Source organism: Auritidibacter sp. NML120636 (assembly GCF_003185945.1).
Taxonomy (GTDB): Bacteria; Actinomycetota; Actinomycetes; order Actinomycetales; family Micrococcaceae; genus Auritidibacter; species Auritidibacter ignavus.
This window is the reverse complement of the sequence record NZ_QHLO01000004.1, coordinates 1-17,387: the sequence shown is the minus strand read 5'-3', so window position 1 is coordinate 17,387 and position 17,387 is coordinate 1. Positions and strand designations below refer to the sequence as shown.

The following is a 17,387-nucleotide window of genomic DNA, read 5'->3' as shown; positions in this document are numbered from 1 at the left end:
TCTGTGTACCAACGCCACGTGTGGTTCCTGATGTTGACGGTTCGTCGCGTCAAAAAGTTCTGTTCAGTGTTTTGCCAGCCTCCACTCAAGTAGCACTGAATTAATAGCCGGAGTTCACACAGAGTTCGTCCAAGCTACCCATAATCGAGACGGTGCGTTTCGAGTGCACGCTTTTTATGCTCATAGACCCGTTAACTCACACCCTGAATTGAGATGAGAGCTTTGAACAAACTGTTTTCCGTCCGCACGGTAGGTGGGTTGTTGACGCTGGTTCTGTCCGGTGGCGCCATCGCCACGACCGTTGTTCCAGCCCATGCCGCCCCCGAAGATGAACTGATCACCAGTGGAACTACGGAATGGCGTTACCTTGATGATGGTACCGATCCAGCTGATGGCCTTCCCGGACGTACTGATTGGACTCTGGCTGAGTTTGATGACAGCCAGTGGGAGACTGGTGCCGGTAGTTTCGGTGCGAAGAACGGCGAACAGCAGACCTTGTCTGGGGGTTACACGCCGGACAACCTGCTGAACCAGTACAAAGAAGGGACACGCGACAATCATGAAGCGTTCTTCTTCCGTACCACCGTTGATGTCGATGCTGCTGACCTTGAAGGCGACAAGCAGCTGACCGGTGAAGTGATCTACGATGACGCTGCAACTGTCTTCGTCAACGGAGAAAAAGTTGCTGGTTTCGACGATGCTGGCATTCAACATGCGGCTGAAGGCGAAGGACGTAACCTGGTTTATGGTGGCTCGAACGCTGGCGCGCCGAAGACCGGCCAGATCAAGGTTGATGCAGATATCCTCGAGCCCGGTGAGAACACTGTTGCGGTTCAATTGCACCAGGGGCGGGCCGACAGCTCTGATATTTACTTGGATATGACCAAGCTGAGCCTCACTGGTGGGGGCCAGGACTCACCGAATCAAGCCCAGCATTCCTTGCTCCTGGGCGTCGGTTCCGACCCCAGTGAGCGCTACATCTCCTGGTTCACCACCTCTGGTGTTCATGAAGTCGTGCAGATCGCAGCCGGTGAGCACGCTGAAATGCCGGCTGAGGCCCAGACAGTTCAGGCGGTCACGCGCGGGACGAGTGCTGTTGAGGGTGAAGATTTTGTTCACGCTACTCTGAGCGGTCTGACCCCGAGCGTTTATTCCTATCGTGTTGGTTCCGAGGAAGGTGGCTGGACTGATATTGAGCAGTTCCGCGTCTACGAGGACACCTTGGAGCACCAGTTCACCTTCATGGGCGACGCTCAGATCGGAGCGTCTGGCAATATTGAAAGGGATGGCATTGGTTGGCAGACCACCTTGGATGCTGCCAACGAAATGTTCCCCGAGGCCCAATTCATGTACTCGGCCGGTGACCAGGTGCAGACCTACGCTGGGGATTCGGCCGAGTATCGGTCTTATCTGGCTCCGAAGCAGATGCGTACTCAGGTTTCTGCCCAGACTCTGGGTAACCACGACTTCAACCGCAACCAGATTCAGAAGCTCTACGGTGAGCACTTCCACCAGCCCAACCTGTGGGAAGGCGACCCGACCGAGGGCACCTACTGGTTCAAGTACAACGGCGTATTGCATCTGAACATCAGCACCGAATATCCGCTGAATGATGGTAGCTACGATGCCTTGCGGGCTTATTTGCAGAATGTCATTGCTGAAGAGTCTCACGACACTCACTGGACCGTGCTGACCTTCCACCGCTCGATCTACTCCTCCGGAGCTACCCACTCGCAGACGATCACCACCCGGCGCCTCCGTGAAGGCATCTCCCCGATCGTCAAGGACCTTGATATCGACCTGGTGCTGGCTGGTCATGACCACAGCTACACCCGTACTCACCTGATGGACGGTACCACCCCGATCGTCCCCGAGGACGCCGAGGCTAACGCTGAGACGTTCGCAGCGACCCCCGTCAATGACCCGAACGTCGACCACGACGTTGTCTACCCTCAAGATGGTCAGGTGCTGTACATCACCGCGAACTCGTCCTCCGGTTCAAAGTACTACAGCCTTGTACCGTCTAGCTGGACCCCGTGGAAGCACACCAATAACCAGAACTACACTCCACAGTTCACCAACGTGGACGTCAAGGAGTGCTCGCTGACCATGACCACGCTCACTAACACGGGTGAGCAGGTCGATAAGGTCGAGCTGGTCAAGGACAAACTGGCTCCGGAGATAGTTCATCCCGGTGACACCTCGATTCAGGTCGGGGCTGACTTCGATCCGCTGGCCGGCGTTGAGGTTTCCGACGGTTGCGATGCCGTTGCCGTTGAAGACGTCACCGTCACCGGTGAAGTTGATACCGCCGTACCCGGAGAATACGAGCTGATCTACACCCTTGTGGATGCTTCCGGGAACGAACGGGCCGTGACTCGTACCGTGACCGTAGTTGAAGGTCAAGCCCCAGGCGAAGACCCGACTGAGGTTCCGACGGAGAAGCCAACTGAGGTTCCGACGGACGAGCCAACCGAGGAGCCGACGGAAGGCAGCACCCAGGAGCCTACTGAGGGTGCAACTGAGGAGCCGACGGAAGGTAGCACCCAGGAGCCTACTGAGGGCGCAACCGAGAAGCCGACCGACGACACTAGTCAGAAGGCCAGCGAGGATGCTTCTGCGACTGCGACAGAATCGACAGAGCCTGAGTCCAGCGAAGCTGGTCAGGACGCCGAGCAACCCGGTCAGCAAGACCGTGATGGTGATCTGGCCAGCACCGGTACGATGGCCTTGGCTATCGGCGTGGTAGCTGCTGTGCTGATTGCTCTGGGTCTACTGCTGACCATCACCCGACGGAAGCGTCACAGCTAAGAGTTGACCGACATAACCACTACAGTTCGGTGGCGAACTCACTGACGGGTTCGCCACCGAACTGCGTTCCGGTGAAGGTTTCGACGGTGTTAATCTTGGGGTCACCGGCGGTTCTCGTGTATCTGCTCTACTGCTGGTGATCACTTCATCACTCATGAGAGGAAATCCCGCCGATGTTCTCTGCGCGCAAGCGTGTCCTGGCGACCATTTTGCTGGCGCCGCTGACCGGTGCCGGCTTGGTGCTAGCTCCCTTCACAGCCACCGCTGAAACTCTTGAACAACCATCCGCCGAGGTGGCCCAGTCCGAGGTCACGGTGGTGATTAGTGAAGTCGTGTCGAAGGGTGGAGACCCTGGCGACTGGGTGGAGTTCTACAACTACGGCACTGAGGATGTCGATCTGTCGGGCTACGTTCTGAAAGACGATGACGACAGCCACTCCTATGTCTTCCCGGAGAACACGGTGATTCCGGCTGGGGGATACCTGGTCATCGACGAGAAAACCGCTGATAACCCAGGATTTGATTTCGGGCTCGGCGGAAAAGATCAGGTACGCCTGTTCGCACCCGATGGCACCACCCTGGTGGATTCGGTGTCCTGGGATACCCACGCCAATGGTAGCTATAGTCGCAACGCTGACGGTGACGTGGTCGAAACCGCCAACCCCACCAAGGGCGCTGCTAACGACTTCGGTTCCGAGGATACCGCTCCTGGAAACGACCGGTCTGTGGTGATCAACGAAGTCGTTTACGACGACATCGAAGGTTACGAAGACTCCATCGAGCTCTACAACACGTCCGAGACCGAGGTGGACCTGACCGGCTACAGTGTCCACGACGACAAAGATCGTCCCGGCGAAGGTGACTTGAAAGGTTCCTTGGCCCCCGGCGAGTTCCTGGTGCTCACCAAAGACAAGGACTTTTCCTTCGGTCTGGGGAAGGGCGACTCGGTTTCCCTCCGTGATGCGTCTGACGCCGAAATTGATCGCCTCGACTACGAGGCCACCAGCCCGATTGCTAACTTCTCTCGGTGCCCGGACGGCACTGGCGAGTTCCAGCACGGTACCAAGACCACGCTGGGTGCACCCAATAATTGCGAACCAGTTGCCGAGATTCCGACCCCAGGCGAGCTGGTGCTCAACGAGATTGATTCCTCCCCGGCTGACTGGCTGGAATTCTTGAATCCCGGTGATGAAGAGATCGACATTTCCGGTGTGGAAATTCGAGACAACTCCGATGACCACCGCTTCCGCTTCCCGCAGGACACCACGTTGGGCGCGGGTGAATACCTGATCGTCGACAGCAAGACCACCGGTGAGGTCTACAACGATACTGCCGATATCTGGGAAGAGGGCACCTTTGAGGCAGCGATCGGTATTGGATCCGGAGACAGCATCCGCGTCTACGATGCCGAGACAGGTGAACTGACGACCGAATACAGCTGGAGTAACCACCCGGCCATTGATGGCGATGAACAAGCTGCCACCTGGGCACGGTGCCCCAATGCGACCGGACCCTTCGGGCTGGGTTATGCCACCCCGGGTGAAGCCAACAAATGCGCTCAGCCGGCCGTGGTGATCAACGAAATTGAATCCAATGGTGACGCCACCGACTGGGTGGAGGTCAGCAACGTCTCCGAGTCCGAGGTCAACATCTCCGGCTGGACGCTGATGGATAACGACCCCATCGGTCACGCCAACGACACCACGCCACTGCCCGAGGGCACCACGCTGGCTCCCGGTGAGCTGTTCGTCTTCGACCAGGGTGAGCACTTCGACTTCGGCCTGGGCTCCGACGACACCGCAACCATCCGCGATGCCGCCGGCAACACCGTCGACGAGCACTCTTGGACCCAGCACGCCGAGGGCGTACTGGCCCGTTGCGATGGTGAACTGATCGACGTCCCGGTTTCCACCAAGGGTCAGCCCAACGCCTGCGGTAACCCCGTGGTGCTCAACGAAGTTGAATCCTCCGACGCCGATGGTGGCGAAGACTGGATCGAACTCTACAACCCCACGGCTGAGAAGCTGGATGTCTCCGGCCTGGGCGTGATGGACGACAAAGAGCGTGACTACACCATCGCCGAGGGCACCATTATCGAGCCCGAGAGCTACCTGGTGATCGACAACCTGGACTTCGGTCTCGGTGGCGATGACGAGGTGCGCATCTTTGACGGCGAGCGGTTGATTCAGTCGACCAGCTGGAGCTCTCACGCTGAGCAGACCTGGGGTCGCTGCCCGGATGCTACCGGTGAATTCGCCAACACTCAGAAGCCCACCCCCGGCGCGGTCAACCAGTGCCACGGCATCCCGAATGTCATTGAATGGCCCGGCGACCCGAATCCGCGTGTGATTGATGAGGAACCGATGTTCTTGACCGACTCCTCCGGTCTGGATTTTGCTGATGGTCACCTGTGGGCCGTAGATAACGGCACCGGCATCTTCTGGAAGCTGGTTGCCCACCAGGACGGCTCCGTGGAATACGCCGAAGGATGGGAAAACGGCAAGCGTGCCCGGTTTATCCAGGATGCTGACAACCCGGAGGCCGCTGGCCCAGATGCGGAAGGCATCACCGTTGACGGCGACGGCATGGTTTACATTGCCTCCGAGCGTGACAATAGCGATAAAGGGACCAACTACAACACCATCCTGCAGGTTGATCCCAACGAGCCCGGCCCCGATGTGGTCGCCAGTGCTCAGTGGGATCTGACCGACCTGTTGCCCAGTGTCAATGCCAACCTGGGCATTGAAGCTGTCGAATGGATCTCCAACGACGCTGTGAAGGACAAGATCGTTGATCTCTCCCAGGCTGAAGACGGATCGGTGCTCTACGATCCGGCAAACCACCCGAACGCTATCGCCAACGGGCTGTTCTTCACCGCTTTGGAGAACGACGGCAAGCTGTATGCTTTCGTTCTGGAACCGGAAGGCAAGGCTACTTTGGTGACGGTCATTGATCCTCAGATCGGTGGCGCGATGGGACTGCACTACGACGTGGATACCGATACGCTGTGGGTTGCTGCTGATGACGGATACCAAGGCACTCACGCCAAGGTGACCTTCAATGGCACCGACACTCCGGAGGTGGTTCACGTCCAGCGTCCGGCTGGTATGGAGAACCTCAACAACGAGGGCTTCGCCATCTCCACCATGGACTACTGCGTTGACGGTGAACGTCCGGTCTGGTGGTTCGCCGATGGGTTCGAGTCCGGTTCATTGCGCGCTGGCACCCTGAAGTGCGGTGCCCCGGATGACGAACCAACTGAGGAGCCGACGGACGAACCGACTGAGAACCCGACCGGTGGTCCGACGGACGAACCGACGGAAGAACCAACTGAGGAGCCGACGGACGAACCGACTGAGAACCCGACCGGTGGTCCGACGGACGATCCGACTGAGGAGCCGACGGACGAACCGACTGAGAACCCGACCGGTGGTCCGACGGACGATCCAACTGAAGAGCCGACGGACGAGACCACTGAGTCTGACCAGCCCGGTCAAAAGCAACCGGAGGGCGACGACAGCGTCCCGGCCGCAGGCCAGGATGGAGAGGACGGTAGCTCTCAGGATGGTCTGGCTGCGACCGGTGCGGTGGGTATTCCGCTCGGGGTTGTCGGTATCGTCTTGCTCCTGCTGGGCGCATTCATGGCGATTCGACAGAACCGCCGGATGCTGAACTAACTCTCCCAGCGCTGCTGCTCGCGCGCGTGGGTCTCAAGGTAGGCACCTGGAGAAAACTTCTCGTCGTAGAAGTCAGTATCCAGGTGCTGAGCCTGGAGATAGTTCATAATCCACACTGACGGAACCGTGCCGGGGAATTTCCCGAAGGTCTCGTCGATATATTCGGCCTGGATCGAGATCAACTCGATAAACTCCTCGTCGAACGGTGCTGCTGCTGAACGCACGCGTGGCGTGTCCTTCCAGGGCCCCGGTGTGTCCGGGTGGAATGGTCCGCCGACCCCAAACTTCCGCTCCGCCAGAGCATGCACGGCCTGAGTCATCGAGCCGAAATGCGGGCGGGTGAAGGACTCGAATACACCCTCACGTCCGGTGGGGTTTGGGATTGCCCAGCGCTCATCCTGGTCGTAGCGGAAGCCCAATCCCGGCACCTGCGCCTCACCGGATGCTCCGAGAACCGACAGCCGGTCGATTCCGTCAAAGCTCCACCCGCCGAGTCCGATAGCCCCCAATGTCAGATGTCCAACGTAACTGGATGTCATCAGCTCGGCACTGGCTTCAGCCAGTGAGTACTGCTCGACGAAGCTCAGCGGTTGTGGGTCGTCGAAGTGGTCCAGCCGGTGCTCGAATTTCTCCAGCCCGGGAATCGGACGATCGTTGATGTCGTCGAAGAGCACGTATCCGTTCTGGGAGAAGAAGGCGATGTTCAGTAGCGTCTGTTGCGCTAAGTCCGCGACCGGAATCACCAACAGTGAGCCCGGCCAGTTGCCAATCCAGGTGTTATGTCCCTCGAAATAGGGTTGTTTGCGAGGTAAATACAGTCGCTCGTCGTTGAGCTTGACCGCCCGAGCTAACACCGCGTTGAGTGTCGCTTCGACCTGGTCGGTCTCGGCGGAGTTCACGCCTTCCCAGCTGTGCTCCAGCGGTTGATCGCGGGTGGGCAGATAATAGGTGCCGGAGTCATCGGTGAAGAAGAACTGAGTCGTGTGAAAGCCGGCTGCCGAGGGGAAGGTTCTGCCGATAGCCGAGCCACTGTAGTTGGGAAATTGGGGCTGATAGCCCGGGTGTCGGGTAATACCGAAGTGCCAACCGGTTTGACCGGTTACGGTGGCTAAAACCAACGCCCGTTGGAGATCGGTCAGGGGACGAGACGCCTGCGAGGAGGTGTAAGCTAATACCCCGTCCGGGATCTCACCGCCGACCGGAAACCGCCGAGATCGGCGACCAATGATCGCCTCATACAGCGGGAACGTCGCAAGTTCGGCCAGGGCCGTGCGTTCGTGATCGGATAAGGAAATCGACTGCAGGCCATTATCAAAAACCGTCATGGTGCTCCTTTGAGTGTGTCAGCAGGTCCGGTCAGTGATGCCTGTAGCCTAACGACGGGTACACCATGGCAGAAGGGTGTTGTCACGAACTGTCACATCGCCCTGGTCTGTTCACCGCCGATCTGCACGACGCCACGACCTCGAATCTTCCGGTTCGCCAGGTCCTGATACGCCTGATCGATCTGGTCAAAGCGGTAACGGTTGGTGATCAGTTTCGAAAACTCAAGTGCGCCGGTAGCCGCCAGCTCGATGACCTTCGGCATCGTCTCAGCCGGAGGAGCGCCGAAGCAGCCACGAATCTGGATCTTGCGACGGACCAGCTTGGTGATTTCGACCTCCAAGAGATGACCGGCCGGGGCAATACCTGCTAACACCACGCGACCACCGTCATCCACCAGATCCACGGCCTGCTTGGTGGTGGCGGTCGAACCCAGCGCCTCAAACACCACCGTGGCGCCGTGTCCCAGTAGCCGGGTCACCACCGTGGCTGGATCAGCTACGGCGGAATTGATGGTCGCAGTGGCACCCAGTTGCCGAGCTAGCGCAAGCTTCTCGTCGTCAATATCCACAGCAATGATGTTGGTAGCCCCGGCCGCCCGGGCAAGATGAATAATGCTCAAACCGATCCCGCCGGCAGCAACCACTACCACGTCATCGCCGGGTCCTACCTCGCCGACGTGGTAGATCGCACCGTAGCCGGTGAAGATGCTGCACCCGAGGATCGCGGCATCCTGAAGTGACACCTCATCCGGGAGCGGGAAGACCGCATTGACCGGCACCACCGCGCGGTCGGCATGACCCGACATGGAATACATGGCCACCTGAGAGCCGTCGGCACGGTGGAGCCGGGTGGTCCCATCCAGTAGGTGACCGTTGAGTCGGTTCTGTGTGAAAAACACCTCGCAGAGTTCGGAGATCCCGCGCTCGCAGTGTCGGCACCGTCCACACGGCATGATAAAGCTACAGGCGACCCGGTCCCCAGGTTTCACGCGAGTCACCCGGTCTCCCACCTGCAGCACCACCCCGGAAATCTCGTGTCCTAACACCGCCGGGCGAGGGAATGCCACCTCGTCTTTGAGCACGTGCAAATCGGTATGGCAAACACCGCAAGCGGCCACCTCGACCAGCACCTCATCAGCTCGGGGCGCATCCAGTGACAGCACTTCGGGGCGCAGCCGAGGTTCACGGTCCTGGAGGACGAACGATTGCACGGATGCGGGTGGGGTAGCGGTCATGGTGAGGAGGTCTCCTTTCACCAACATGACGAGATCCACGCAGGTATCTCAAAAATCAACAGTCTTAGCAAAGAGCGGAACTCGCGAGATCGGTTTGAGCTGTCAAAACGCACCTCAGACCGAAAATCTGCGGAGTTTTCGCTCGCTGTGGCCGAGTCGCAGAATTTCCCATTCGGCTCTGACATGCACATTTACGCATATGTTTATAAGAGGCTATGGAAAGCCCCGCGCTGACCGGGTTTCCCTAGCTTAACACAGTAGTGAGGTAGATCACGTTACCGGCGGTTACCCCCGTATGACTTACCCGACGGGCGTCAGTACGCTGAAAGCGAGTCCACATCACAACTCACAAATACGACAAAGGGAGCAAAGTGATGAAGGCAGTACTGTACTACGGCAAAGAAGATCTACGCAACGAAGAAATCGATGAGCCAGAGTTGGTTCCCGGTACCGTGAAAATTGCCCCGGCATACAACGGTATCTGCGGCTCGGACTTGAGCTTGTACTTTAACGGTCCGGTACCGCCGGCACCGACCGCAGACGAAAAGCACCCCCTGACCGGAGACACCCTGCCGATCGTCTTCGGCCACGAATTCTCCGGCGTCGTCACCGAGGTTGCTGACGACGTGGAAGGCATCAGCCCCGGCGATCACGTTGCTGTTGAACCGGTCATCGTCTGTGGCGAATGTTTTTCCTGCCAGTCTGGTCAGTACAACCTGTGCACTAAGGCCGGTAGCCACGGCATCTCCGGTAACGGCGGTGGCTTGGCGGAACAGCTCGTCGTGGACAAGCAGTGGGTTCACCAGGTCGGTGACCTGCCCCTGGATCAGGCTGCGCTGATCGAGCCGCTGTCTGTAGCGCTACACGCTGTGAAGAAGTCCGGCGTGGAGTCCGGTCAGACCGCGGTGGTTGGCGGTATGGGCCCGGTGGGCCAGCTGGTCGCCGCCGTGCTGAAGGCGCGTGGCGTTCATGTGATTGCCTCCGAGGTGTCGGCCAAACGGAAGGAATTCGCCAAGAAGGCCGGCTACGTCGACGCCGTGATCGATCCGACCGAAGAGGACCTTGTCGACTACGTCAAGGACAAGACCGACAACGCCGGTGCCGCCGTGGCCTTTGACTGCGCCGGTGCTCAGGTGGTCTTCGAACAAATGCTGGACTCCCTGGGCGCAGGCGGCCATCTCGAGGTCGTCGCTGTGCACACCAAGGCCGTTGACCTGGATATCACCAACAAGCTGACCCTCTCGGAGCACTCGGTGGGTGCTTCTTTCGGATACGCCGGTGACCACGAAGAAGCTATTGAGCTCGTGAAGTCCGGCAAGGTGAACCTCGAGCAGTTCATCTCCTCAGTGATCAAGCCCGAAGATATCGTGGAAAAGGGTTTCAACCAGTTGCGTGACCACGCTGATGAGGAAGTGAAGATCCTCGTCGAGGTCAACGCTCAGGATAAGTAAGACTGCGTTCTCGCTCACATCGCGCTCCCTTCCGGTAAAGTTTCCGCAATATGGACTTATCGTTCCGCGGACTGACTGGAAGGGAGCGCGAATGGTTAACGGCGTCCAATCGGTGGAGCGGGCTTTCCTCCTTCTGGAGCACATTGCCGGTGCCGGCGGTGAGATCTCGCTGTCCGAGCTAGCCGAGCAGACCGCACTCCCGCTGCCGACGATTCATCGGTTGTTGAAGACCCTGGCCCACAGTGGCTACGTTCGGCACTTGCCGAATAAGCACTATGGGCTGGGACCGCGTCTGATCCGGCTCGGTGACCTCGCTTCACAACAGTTGGGGTCTTGGGCGCGACCCTATCTCGCCGAAGTCACCGATGCCGTTCAGGAATCCACCAATATGGCTGTGCTGGACGGCGATATGGCGACCTATGTCGCCCAGGTTCCCTCCGCTCAAAGTATGCGTATGTTCACCGAAATCGGTCGGCGCGTCCACACCAATTGCTCCGGTGTCGGAAAAGCCATGCTCTCTCAGCTACCAGACGAGCAGATCGAACAATTGCTCGCCCGTGCGGGGATCCACCAGCCCACCGGACGGGGCCCTGCCACAGTCGCCGAACTGCTCGACGACATTCGCACCGTCCGCGCTCGCGGATACGCCACCGACCACGAAGAACAAGAACTCGGCGTGCGCTGTTTTGCCGTCCCCGTCCCGGACTTGCCGACCCCGGCGGCCATTTCTGTCTCGGGTCCGGTGACCCGGGTGGATGCTGCGTTCAAAGAACGAGCCGTGCCCTTACTCCAGCGAGTCGCCTGGCGCATCGCACGTGTCGCCGCAACGCGTGGCTAATATCCACGATACGGAAAAGAACTTTCACAAATACGCGAGGTGGGCTAGAGTACATTTCGTCACACCTGCCCGTGAACTCCATCTCAGGGGGACCGATGGAACGTCTTGCGCTTGAAGAGCTCCAGCAGCAACTCCCTGCTGACGTGCTGGTGACCAATCCGGCCACCATCGAGTCGTACCGCTGGGATCGGGCGAACGACCCTGAGGCCGGTACCCCTCTGGTTGTGGTGCGTCCGACCAGCACCGAGCAGGTCCAACAGATCGTGACCATCGCCGCCAAGTACCGCATTGCCCTGGTACCCCGGGGTGCCGGAACCAGCCTCTCGGGTGGCTCTACCGCCGTGGACAACGGTATTGTGCTCTCGCTGGAACGGATGAACTCCATCGAGGTTCACCCGCAAACACGTTCGGTCACCGCCGGCCCCGGGGCGCTGAATGCCGAGGTCAAGGCCGCCGCGGCAGAGCACGGGCTGTGGTACCCACCAGACCCCTCCTCCTTCGAGATCTGCTCCATTGGTGGCAATGTGGCCACCAATGCCGGAGGCTTGTGCTGTGTGAAATACGGGGTCACCACCGATTACGTGTTGGGGATGACCGTGGTGCTCGCCGATGGCAAGATCATCACGCTCGGTGGCCCCTGCATCAAAGACGTGGCCGGGCTGTCGTTGACCAAGCTGTTCGTGGGGTCGGAAGGCACCCTCGGCGTGATCACCGAAGTCCATCTGCGCCTGATCCCGCACCAAAAACAACCCACCACGATGGTGGCCACCTTCCCGAGCCTGGAGTCGGCGACCCAGGCGGTGCAACAGATCACCCAGACAATGCGCCCCTCCATGCTGGAATTCATGGATCAGGCCACCATCCAGGCCGTCAACGCCGCTACCGGCATGGGACTGGACGATCAGGCTGCAGCGTTGCTGATTGCCCAATCCGATGAATCGACTGCCTCGGCGGTGGAAGAAATCCAGCGGATGGAAGCGATCTGTACCGAGCAGGGGGCTACCGAGGCCTTCTGTACCGATGATCCTGAGGAAGGCGAGGCTTTTGTCACCGCCCGTCGAGTCGCGATCCCCTCTATTGAACGGATGGGTGCGGTGTTGCTAGAAGACGTCGGCGTGCCCCTGCCGAAACTTAGCGAGTTGGTGGTGGGGATCAACCAGATCGCGACCCGGCACCAGGTGAGCATCCCGACCATGGCTCACGCCGGGGACGGCAATACTCACCCGTTGGTGGTTTTGGATCCCACCGATCCGGAGCAACAGGCCCGAGCGCACCAGGCCTACGGAGAGATTATGGACCTGGCGATCGGTTTGGGCGGGACCATCACCGGCGAACACGGAGTGGGGCGACTGAAGCGACCCTGGTTGCAGGACTATCTCGGCGAGGACATCATGGAACTCAACCAACGCATTAAGGACGCCCTGGACCCGCTGGGCATCATGAACCCCGGCGCCATCTTTGACGCGACAGATAAGGAGAACTGACCGTGACTCAACCAAACTACACCGAACGTGCTGGACTGCAGGTGGCCGATGAGTTGCTGGAGTTCGTGGAAACCCACGCGCTACCGGCTGCTGAGCAACACGCCGAGAGCTTCTGGTCCGGGGTGGCTGAGATCTTCGCCGATCTGACCCCGAAGAACCAGGCGCTGTTAGCCACCCGTGATGAGCTACAGCAGCAGCTGGACACCTACTACCGCGAGCACAACGGCGTCGGCGACGCTGCGAGGTATCGCGCATTCTTGGAAGAGATCGGCTACCTGTTGCCGGCCCCCGACGAGGTCAAGGCCACCACGACCAACCTGGATGTGGAGATCACCCACCAGGCTGGCCCGCAGCTGGTGGTCCCGGTGAGCAACGCCCGCTTTGCCATCAACGCCGCCAATGCCCGATGGGGTTCGCTCTACGATGCCTACTACGGCACCGATGCGATCGATCAGTCTGAGGGGAAAGAACCGGTGGGAGACTACAACCCGGTTCGCGGTGCTGCGGTGATCGCTAAGGGTCGCGAACTGCTGGATTTCGCTGCCCCGTTGACCGCTGGATCTCATGCTGATTCCACCGGCTACCGGGTGGTTGAGGGTGCCCTGAAAGTCACGTTGTCGAATGGGACCGAGACCGAGCTGGCTAATCCAGAGGGCTTCATCGGCTACACCGGATCCCCCCAACGGCCCGAGACGGTGTTGTTGCGCCATAACGGCCTGCACCTGGAGATTGACTTCGACCCTTCGGGCACCATTGGCTCCACCGATGGCGCCGGGATCCAGGACATCATGCTGGAATCTGCCGTGACCTCGATCATCGATCTGGAAGACTCGGTGGCTGCGGTAGACGCCGAAGATAAAACCCTGTGCTACTCCAACTGGTCCGGGCTGGTCAACGGCACGCTGAGTGAAGAGGTGACCAAAAACGGCACGACCTTCACCCGCGTGCTGGCCGATGACCGCCACTACACCGCCGCCAATGGCACCGACACCATCTCACTGAAGGGCCGATCGCTCTTGTTGGTGCGCACCGTGGGCCACCTGATGACCACCGATGCTGTGCTGGATGCCGAGGGCAATGAGGTGCCCGAGGGTATTTTGGACGCGATTATCACCTCGCTGGTGGCCGTGCCGAACCTGCGCTCCGGCAAAGGGAATTCGTCGACCGGATCGCTGTATATCGTCAAACCGAAGATGCACGGTCCGGCCGAAGTTGCTTTCGCCGTGGAGACCCTGGGCCGGGTCGAGCAGCTGCTTGGATTGCCCGCAACCAGCCTGAAGATCGGCATTATGGACGAGGAGCGTCGTACCTCGGTCAACCTAGCTGCCGCGATCAACGAAGCCAGCGATCGGGTGTTCTTCATCAACACCGGATTCCTGGATCGCACCGGAGATGAGATCCACACCTCGATGCACGCCGGTGCCGTGGTGCGCAAGGCCGATATGAAGGCTCAGCCCTTCCTGAAGGCCTACGAAAACTCCAACGTCGACATTGGCTTGGCGGCCGGCTTCCGCGGTACCGCCCAAATTGGTAAGGGCATGTGGGCCAAGCCGGATCTGATGGCCGATATGCTTCAGGAGAAAATCGGTCACGTCCGCTCCGGAGCCACCGCCGCCTGGGTGCCCTCACCGACCGCGGCCACATTACATGCCCTGCACTACCACCTGGAAGATGCCTTCCAGGTCCAGTCCGAGATCGCTCAGCGTCAGGCCCAGTCCCTCGAGCCGTTGCTCCAGCCCCCGCTGGGTGAGCCCGAGAAACTCACCGATGAAGAGCGGACCGCGGAGATCGATGAGAACGTCCAGTCCATCCTGGGTTATGTGGTGCGCTGGATCGACCAGGGCGTGGGTTGCTCGAAAGTTCCCGATATTCACGACGTGGCCCTGATGGAAGACCGCGCCACCCTGCGGATTTCCTCTCAGCTACTGGCCAACTGGCTCGAGCACGGCGTTGTCACTCAGGAGCAGGTGGATGAATCTCTGGCTCGCCTGTCTACAGTGGTCGATGAGCAGAACGCTGGCGACCCGAACTATGAGGTGTTGATGCCCAACGGTCAGGGCGGGATCGCCTTCCAGGCCGCTCGTGCGCTGATCGTTGAGGGGGCCACCCAGCCCAACGGTTACACCGAACCGTTGTTGCACCGCTACCGTCGGGCCAAGAAGCAGGAACAGCGCGGCTAATTCTCACACGCACTCGGCACCGTTCTGAATCGGGACGGTGCCGAGACGTTAAAGGTCGCGCATGAACCTGACGGCGTGGTGCATTGCCTCACGTGCGCCACGCCAGACGCCCAAGGAATTGACGAAGGGGTGCAAGAGTCCGGAGTTCACCCGCAGTGTGGTCTCCACTCCGGCCTCACGTAGAGCCTGAGCATAGGCGAGACCTTCGTCGCGTAGTGGATCAAATCCGGCCACTGACACGTAGGCCGGTGCGGTGCGTGCCAGCAACTCAGGTGGCGCCAACAATGGAGAAACGCGCCAGTCGGTGGCCAACTCCAGTTCAGAACCCAGATAGTGGTTGCGATACCATCGCATGTGCTTGCGCGTGAGGAAGTACCCGCGTGCGAATTCGTCGTATGAGACCGTATCCAGCCGGCTCAGGTTAGTTACCGGCACAAAGAGCATCTGTGCCACTGGCTGTGAGCTACCTGAATCCGCTCTGAGCAAAGATACCGCCGCACTTAGGTGCCCACCGGCCGAATCGCCGGCAATGATCACCTTATGCGGATCCACCCCGGGAACCTGGCCTTCCAGGACGGCATCCAGGGCGTCGTTCACGGCCAACAGCGCCGTCGGATGAGGGTGTTCCGGGGCGAGCGGGTACTCCAGGCTAATCACGATGACCTCGGCACGATGGCACAAGAACCGGGCGGTCGAATCGTGACTGCGCGCCGATCCCAGGGTCCAGCCACCCCCATGAGCGTAGAGCACAGCGGGACGAGGGATCTGAGCTCCAATCGGATAGTAGATCCGCGCGAGTACTCCGCCCACATACCGGGTGCTGACAGCTAAAACGGCCGGACTTCCTGGGTCGCCGGCGGCCGCTTCCTTCTCGATCTCCCTGCGGGCCTGATCTACCGGGAGATCGGAGAAGTCTTTCGTGGCGAGGTTGAGAACCGCCAGAGAAAGACGAACATCGGAGTCCATCCGGTCCCCCGAGCGATTCGTCAGAGCAGGGACAACTCGGTCCAGTACAGTAGCAGGGATCCGGTCGAGGGCCCGAGCCGCCAGCGTGAGGCTAGACATGGTTAATACCGCATCAAGGCAGCAACATTCTCGACGCGACCGTCGGAAATGATGATGACCCGTCCGGAATTCAACAGCGTATGCAGAATGGCGGTGTTCACCTGACCGGTGCCGTCTGAGGCCGACAGTGCCGGGTTGATAAAGAGTCGGTCCACCCGTCCTTCGACCGCTCCATCGCGAATCACATCGGGTTGGGTTTCGCCCAAACCCGTACCGGCTACATTGGCGAAGCGCTCATATTCGGCATCATCGGCGGAGGCGAAGCGTGGGCGGATGATCTGGTCCCAGACCGCATCGCGCAGTTCGGCACCGGATTTGGCCTCCGGGTTACCGGCCAGGAATTCCTCGGTCACTACCGGGTACGACGAATAGCCTCGAATCTCGGGGACGAGCTCGGACACGGAAGCCACCACCAGTGGCTGGGACCGTGCCCGACCAATCTCATCACCCAGCGAGGCGCCCACATCGTGTAAGAACTTTTGTTGTTCGACTTCGAAGTTGCTGTTCCCATTGCCACGCACCCCGGGCGTGTAGCCGGAACTGCGGTCATCGGATTCCCATTCTTCACGGGATTCGGGAACGTGCCGCAGCGGAAGCTCCTCGACGGTGTCCTTGGTGGCATCAAAAAGCCGCACCTTATTCTGCGCTAACGCCAGAATGTAGAACGCTGATGACTCGGTGAGCGCTTCGGCAATGGGTCGCAGGACAAAGTGGTGGTTGACGTGGACGTATTCGGTGACCGGAACGCCGAGACGGTAGGCCCGCCAGAAACCGTCGGCCGCAAAGAGTGCGAGCGTCTCCGACTGCTCGCGGACGAAATCAGAATCAGACACCAGGTCTTCCAGCGGCGCCACGATCTGATCAATGGCAACGTCACTTTGCTTTTTTGCCTCGTTGACGGCCGACTTGATGCGGGTCGCCGTTTCAGAAGACGTGTGGTGGGTCGGATTCGTGGGGAGAAAAACCGAAACCTTCAGCCCCTCGGCGTTGGCCATGGCCTTCAGGTCGTCTGTCGTGATCTGATCAAATTGTCCATGTAGTCCCATGAGTTCACACTACCGATGAGGTCTACGTCACGTCTAGGTGTCGACGTACCTTATTCATATTGAGCGCGTAGCTCAGGTCGTGCCTCACGTATCGTGAGCGCGAAGCCATAGTGTGAACGCATGGATAAGGACATTGTCTCGATGAGTGCTCGGATTGAAGTCACCAAGCACTATGCGGCCAGGTATGCTGCGGCTTCCAAGAAGGTCAAGGGTCAGATTCTGGATACGGTGGTGGAGCTGACTGGCTGGCACCGGGATCATGCCCGTCAGCAGCT

The 17,387-nt window shown here is 59.7% G+C and carries 10 protein-coding genes; 6 read left to right on the top strand and 4 right to left on the bottom strand.

The window, feature by feature from the left end:
• Nucleotides 1–261: 261 nt before the first annotated feature.
• Nucleotides 262–2,811, top strand: a complete 2,550-nt coding sequence (locus DCC25_RS11820) for an immunoglobulin-like domain-containing protein (RefSeq protein ID WP_158524724.1) — start codon at nt 262–264, stop codon at nt 2,809–2,811.
• A 173-nt stretch (nt 2,812–2,984) separates the two neighbouring features.
• Nucleotides 2,985–6,488, top strand: coding sequence for a lamin tail domain-containing protein (locus DCC25_RS04720; RefSeq protein WP_110100789.1), 3,504 nt, complete (start codon nt 2,985–2,987; stop codon nt 6,486–6,488).
• Here the strand turns inward: DCC25_RS04720 and DCC25_RS04715 are convergent.
• Both DCC25_RS04715 and DCC25_RS04710 read right to left on the bottom strand, forming a co-directional pair.
• On the bottom strand, nt 6,485–7,813 hold the full coding sequence (locus DCC25_RS04715) for a hypothetical protein (protein WP_110100788.1): 1,329 nt from the start codon (nt 7,811–7,813) through the stop codon (nt 6,485–6,487). The genes DCC25_RS04720 and DCC25_RS04715 overlap by 4 nt on opposite strands.
• A gap of 92 nt (nt 7,814–7,905) precedes the next feature.
• Nucleotides 7,906–9,048, bottom strand: coding sequence for a zinc-binding dehydrogenase (locus DCC25_RS04710; protein WP_110100956.1), 1,143 nt, complete (start codon nt 9,046–9,048; stop codon nt 7,906–7,908).
• Between the two features lie 374 nt (nt 9,049–9,422).
• Between DCC25_RS04710 and DCC25_RS04705 the strand changes: the two genes are divergently transcribed.
• The 4 genes from DCC25_RS04705 to DCC25_RS04690 all read left to right on the top strand — a co-directional run bounded on the left by DCC25_RS04705 (nt 9,423) and on the right by DCC25_RS04690 (nt 15,001).
• Complete coding sequence (locus tag DCC25_RS04705; protein WP_110098971.1) at nt 9,423–10,499, top strand: 2,3-butanediol dehydrogenase; 1,077 nt, start codon at nt 9,423–9,425, stop codon at nt 10,497–10,499.
• 91 nt (nt 10,500–10,590) lie between these two features.
• On the top strand, nt 10,591–11,337 hold the full coding sequence (locus tag DCC25_RS04700) for an IclR family transcriptional regulator (protein WP_110098970.1): 747 nt from the start codon (nt 10,591–10,593) through the stop codon (nt 11,335–11,337).
• 95 nt (nt 11,338–11,432) lie between these two features.
• Entirely contained in the window at nt 11,433–12,821 is a 1,389-nt protein-coding gene (locus tag DCC25_RS04695) for an FAD-binding oxidoreductase (protein ID WP_110098969.1), read from the top strand.
• Nucleotides 12,822–12,823: 2 nt separating this feature from the next.
• A complete protein-coding gene (locus tag DCC25_RS04690) occupies nt 12,824–15,001 on the top strand; it encodes a malate synthase G (protein WP_110100787.1) in 2,178 nt (725 codons plus the stop codon).
• Nucleotides 15,002–15,049: 48 nt separating this feature from the next.
• On the opposite strand, the gene DCC25_RS04685 is transcribed toward DCC25_RS04690, so the two are convergent.
• Nucleotides 15,050–16,066, bottom strand: coding sequence for an alpha/beta hydrolase (locus tag DCC25_RS04685; RefSeq protein ID WP_110100786.1), 1,017 nt, complete (start codon nt 16,064–16,066; stop codon nt 15,050–15,052).
• Nucleotides 16,067–16,068: 2 nt separating this feature from the next.
• Complete coding sequence (locus DCC25_RS04680; protein WP_110100785.1) at nt 16,069–17,112, bottom strand: hypothetical protein; 1,044 nt, start codon at nt 17,110–17,112, stop codon at nt 16,069–16,071.
• Nucleotides 17,113–17,387 lie beyond the last annotated feature (275 nt).

Excerpts from the sequence above, each read along its gene's own strand:
- DCC25_RS04705 (WP_110098971.1), top strand. The coding sequence starts at position 9,423 with ATGAAGGCAGTACTGTACTACGGCAAAGAAGATCTACGCAACGAAGAA.
- DCC25_RS04680 (WP_110100785.1), bottom strand. The coding sequence starts at position 17,112 with ATGGGACTACATGGACAATTTGATCAGATCACGACAGACGACCTGAAG.
- DCC25_RS04720 (WP_110100789.1), top strand. The coding sequence starts at position 2,985 with ATGTTCTCTGCGCGCAAGCGTGTCCTGGCGACCATTTTGCTGGCGCCG.
- DCC25_RS04715 (WP_110100788.1), bottom strand. The coding sequence starts at position 7,813 with ATGACGGTTTTTGATAATGGCCTGCAGTCGATTTCCTTATCCGATCAC.
- DCC25_RS04700 (WP_110098970.1), top strand. The coding sequence starts at position 10,591 with ATGGTTAACGGCGTCCAATCGGTGGAGCGGGCTTTCCTCCTTCTGGAG.
- DCC25_RS04710 (WP_110100956.1), bottom strand. The coding sequence starts at position 9,048 with ATGACCGCTACCCCACCCGCATCCGTGCAATCGTTCGTCCTCCAGGAC.
- DCC25_RS04695 (WP_110098969.1), top strand. The coding sequence starts at position 11,433 with ATGGAACGTCTTGCGCTTGAAGAGCTCCAGCAGCAACTCCCTGCTGAC.
- DCC25_RS04685 (WP_110100786.1), bottom strand. The coding sequence starts at position 16,066 with ATGTCTAGCCTCACGCTGGCGGCTCGGGCCCTCGACCGGATCCCTGCT.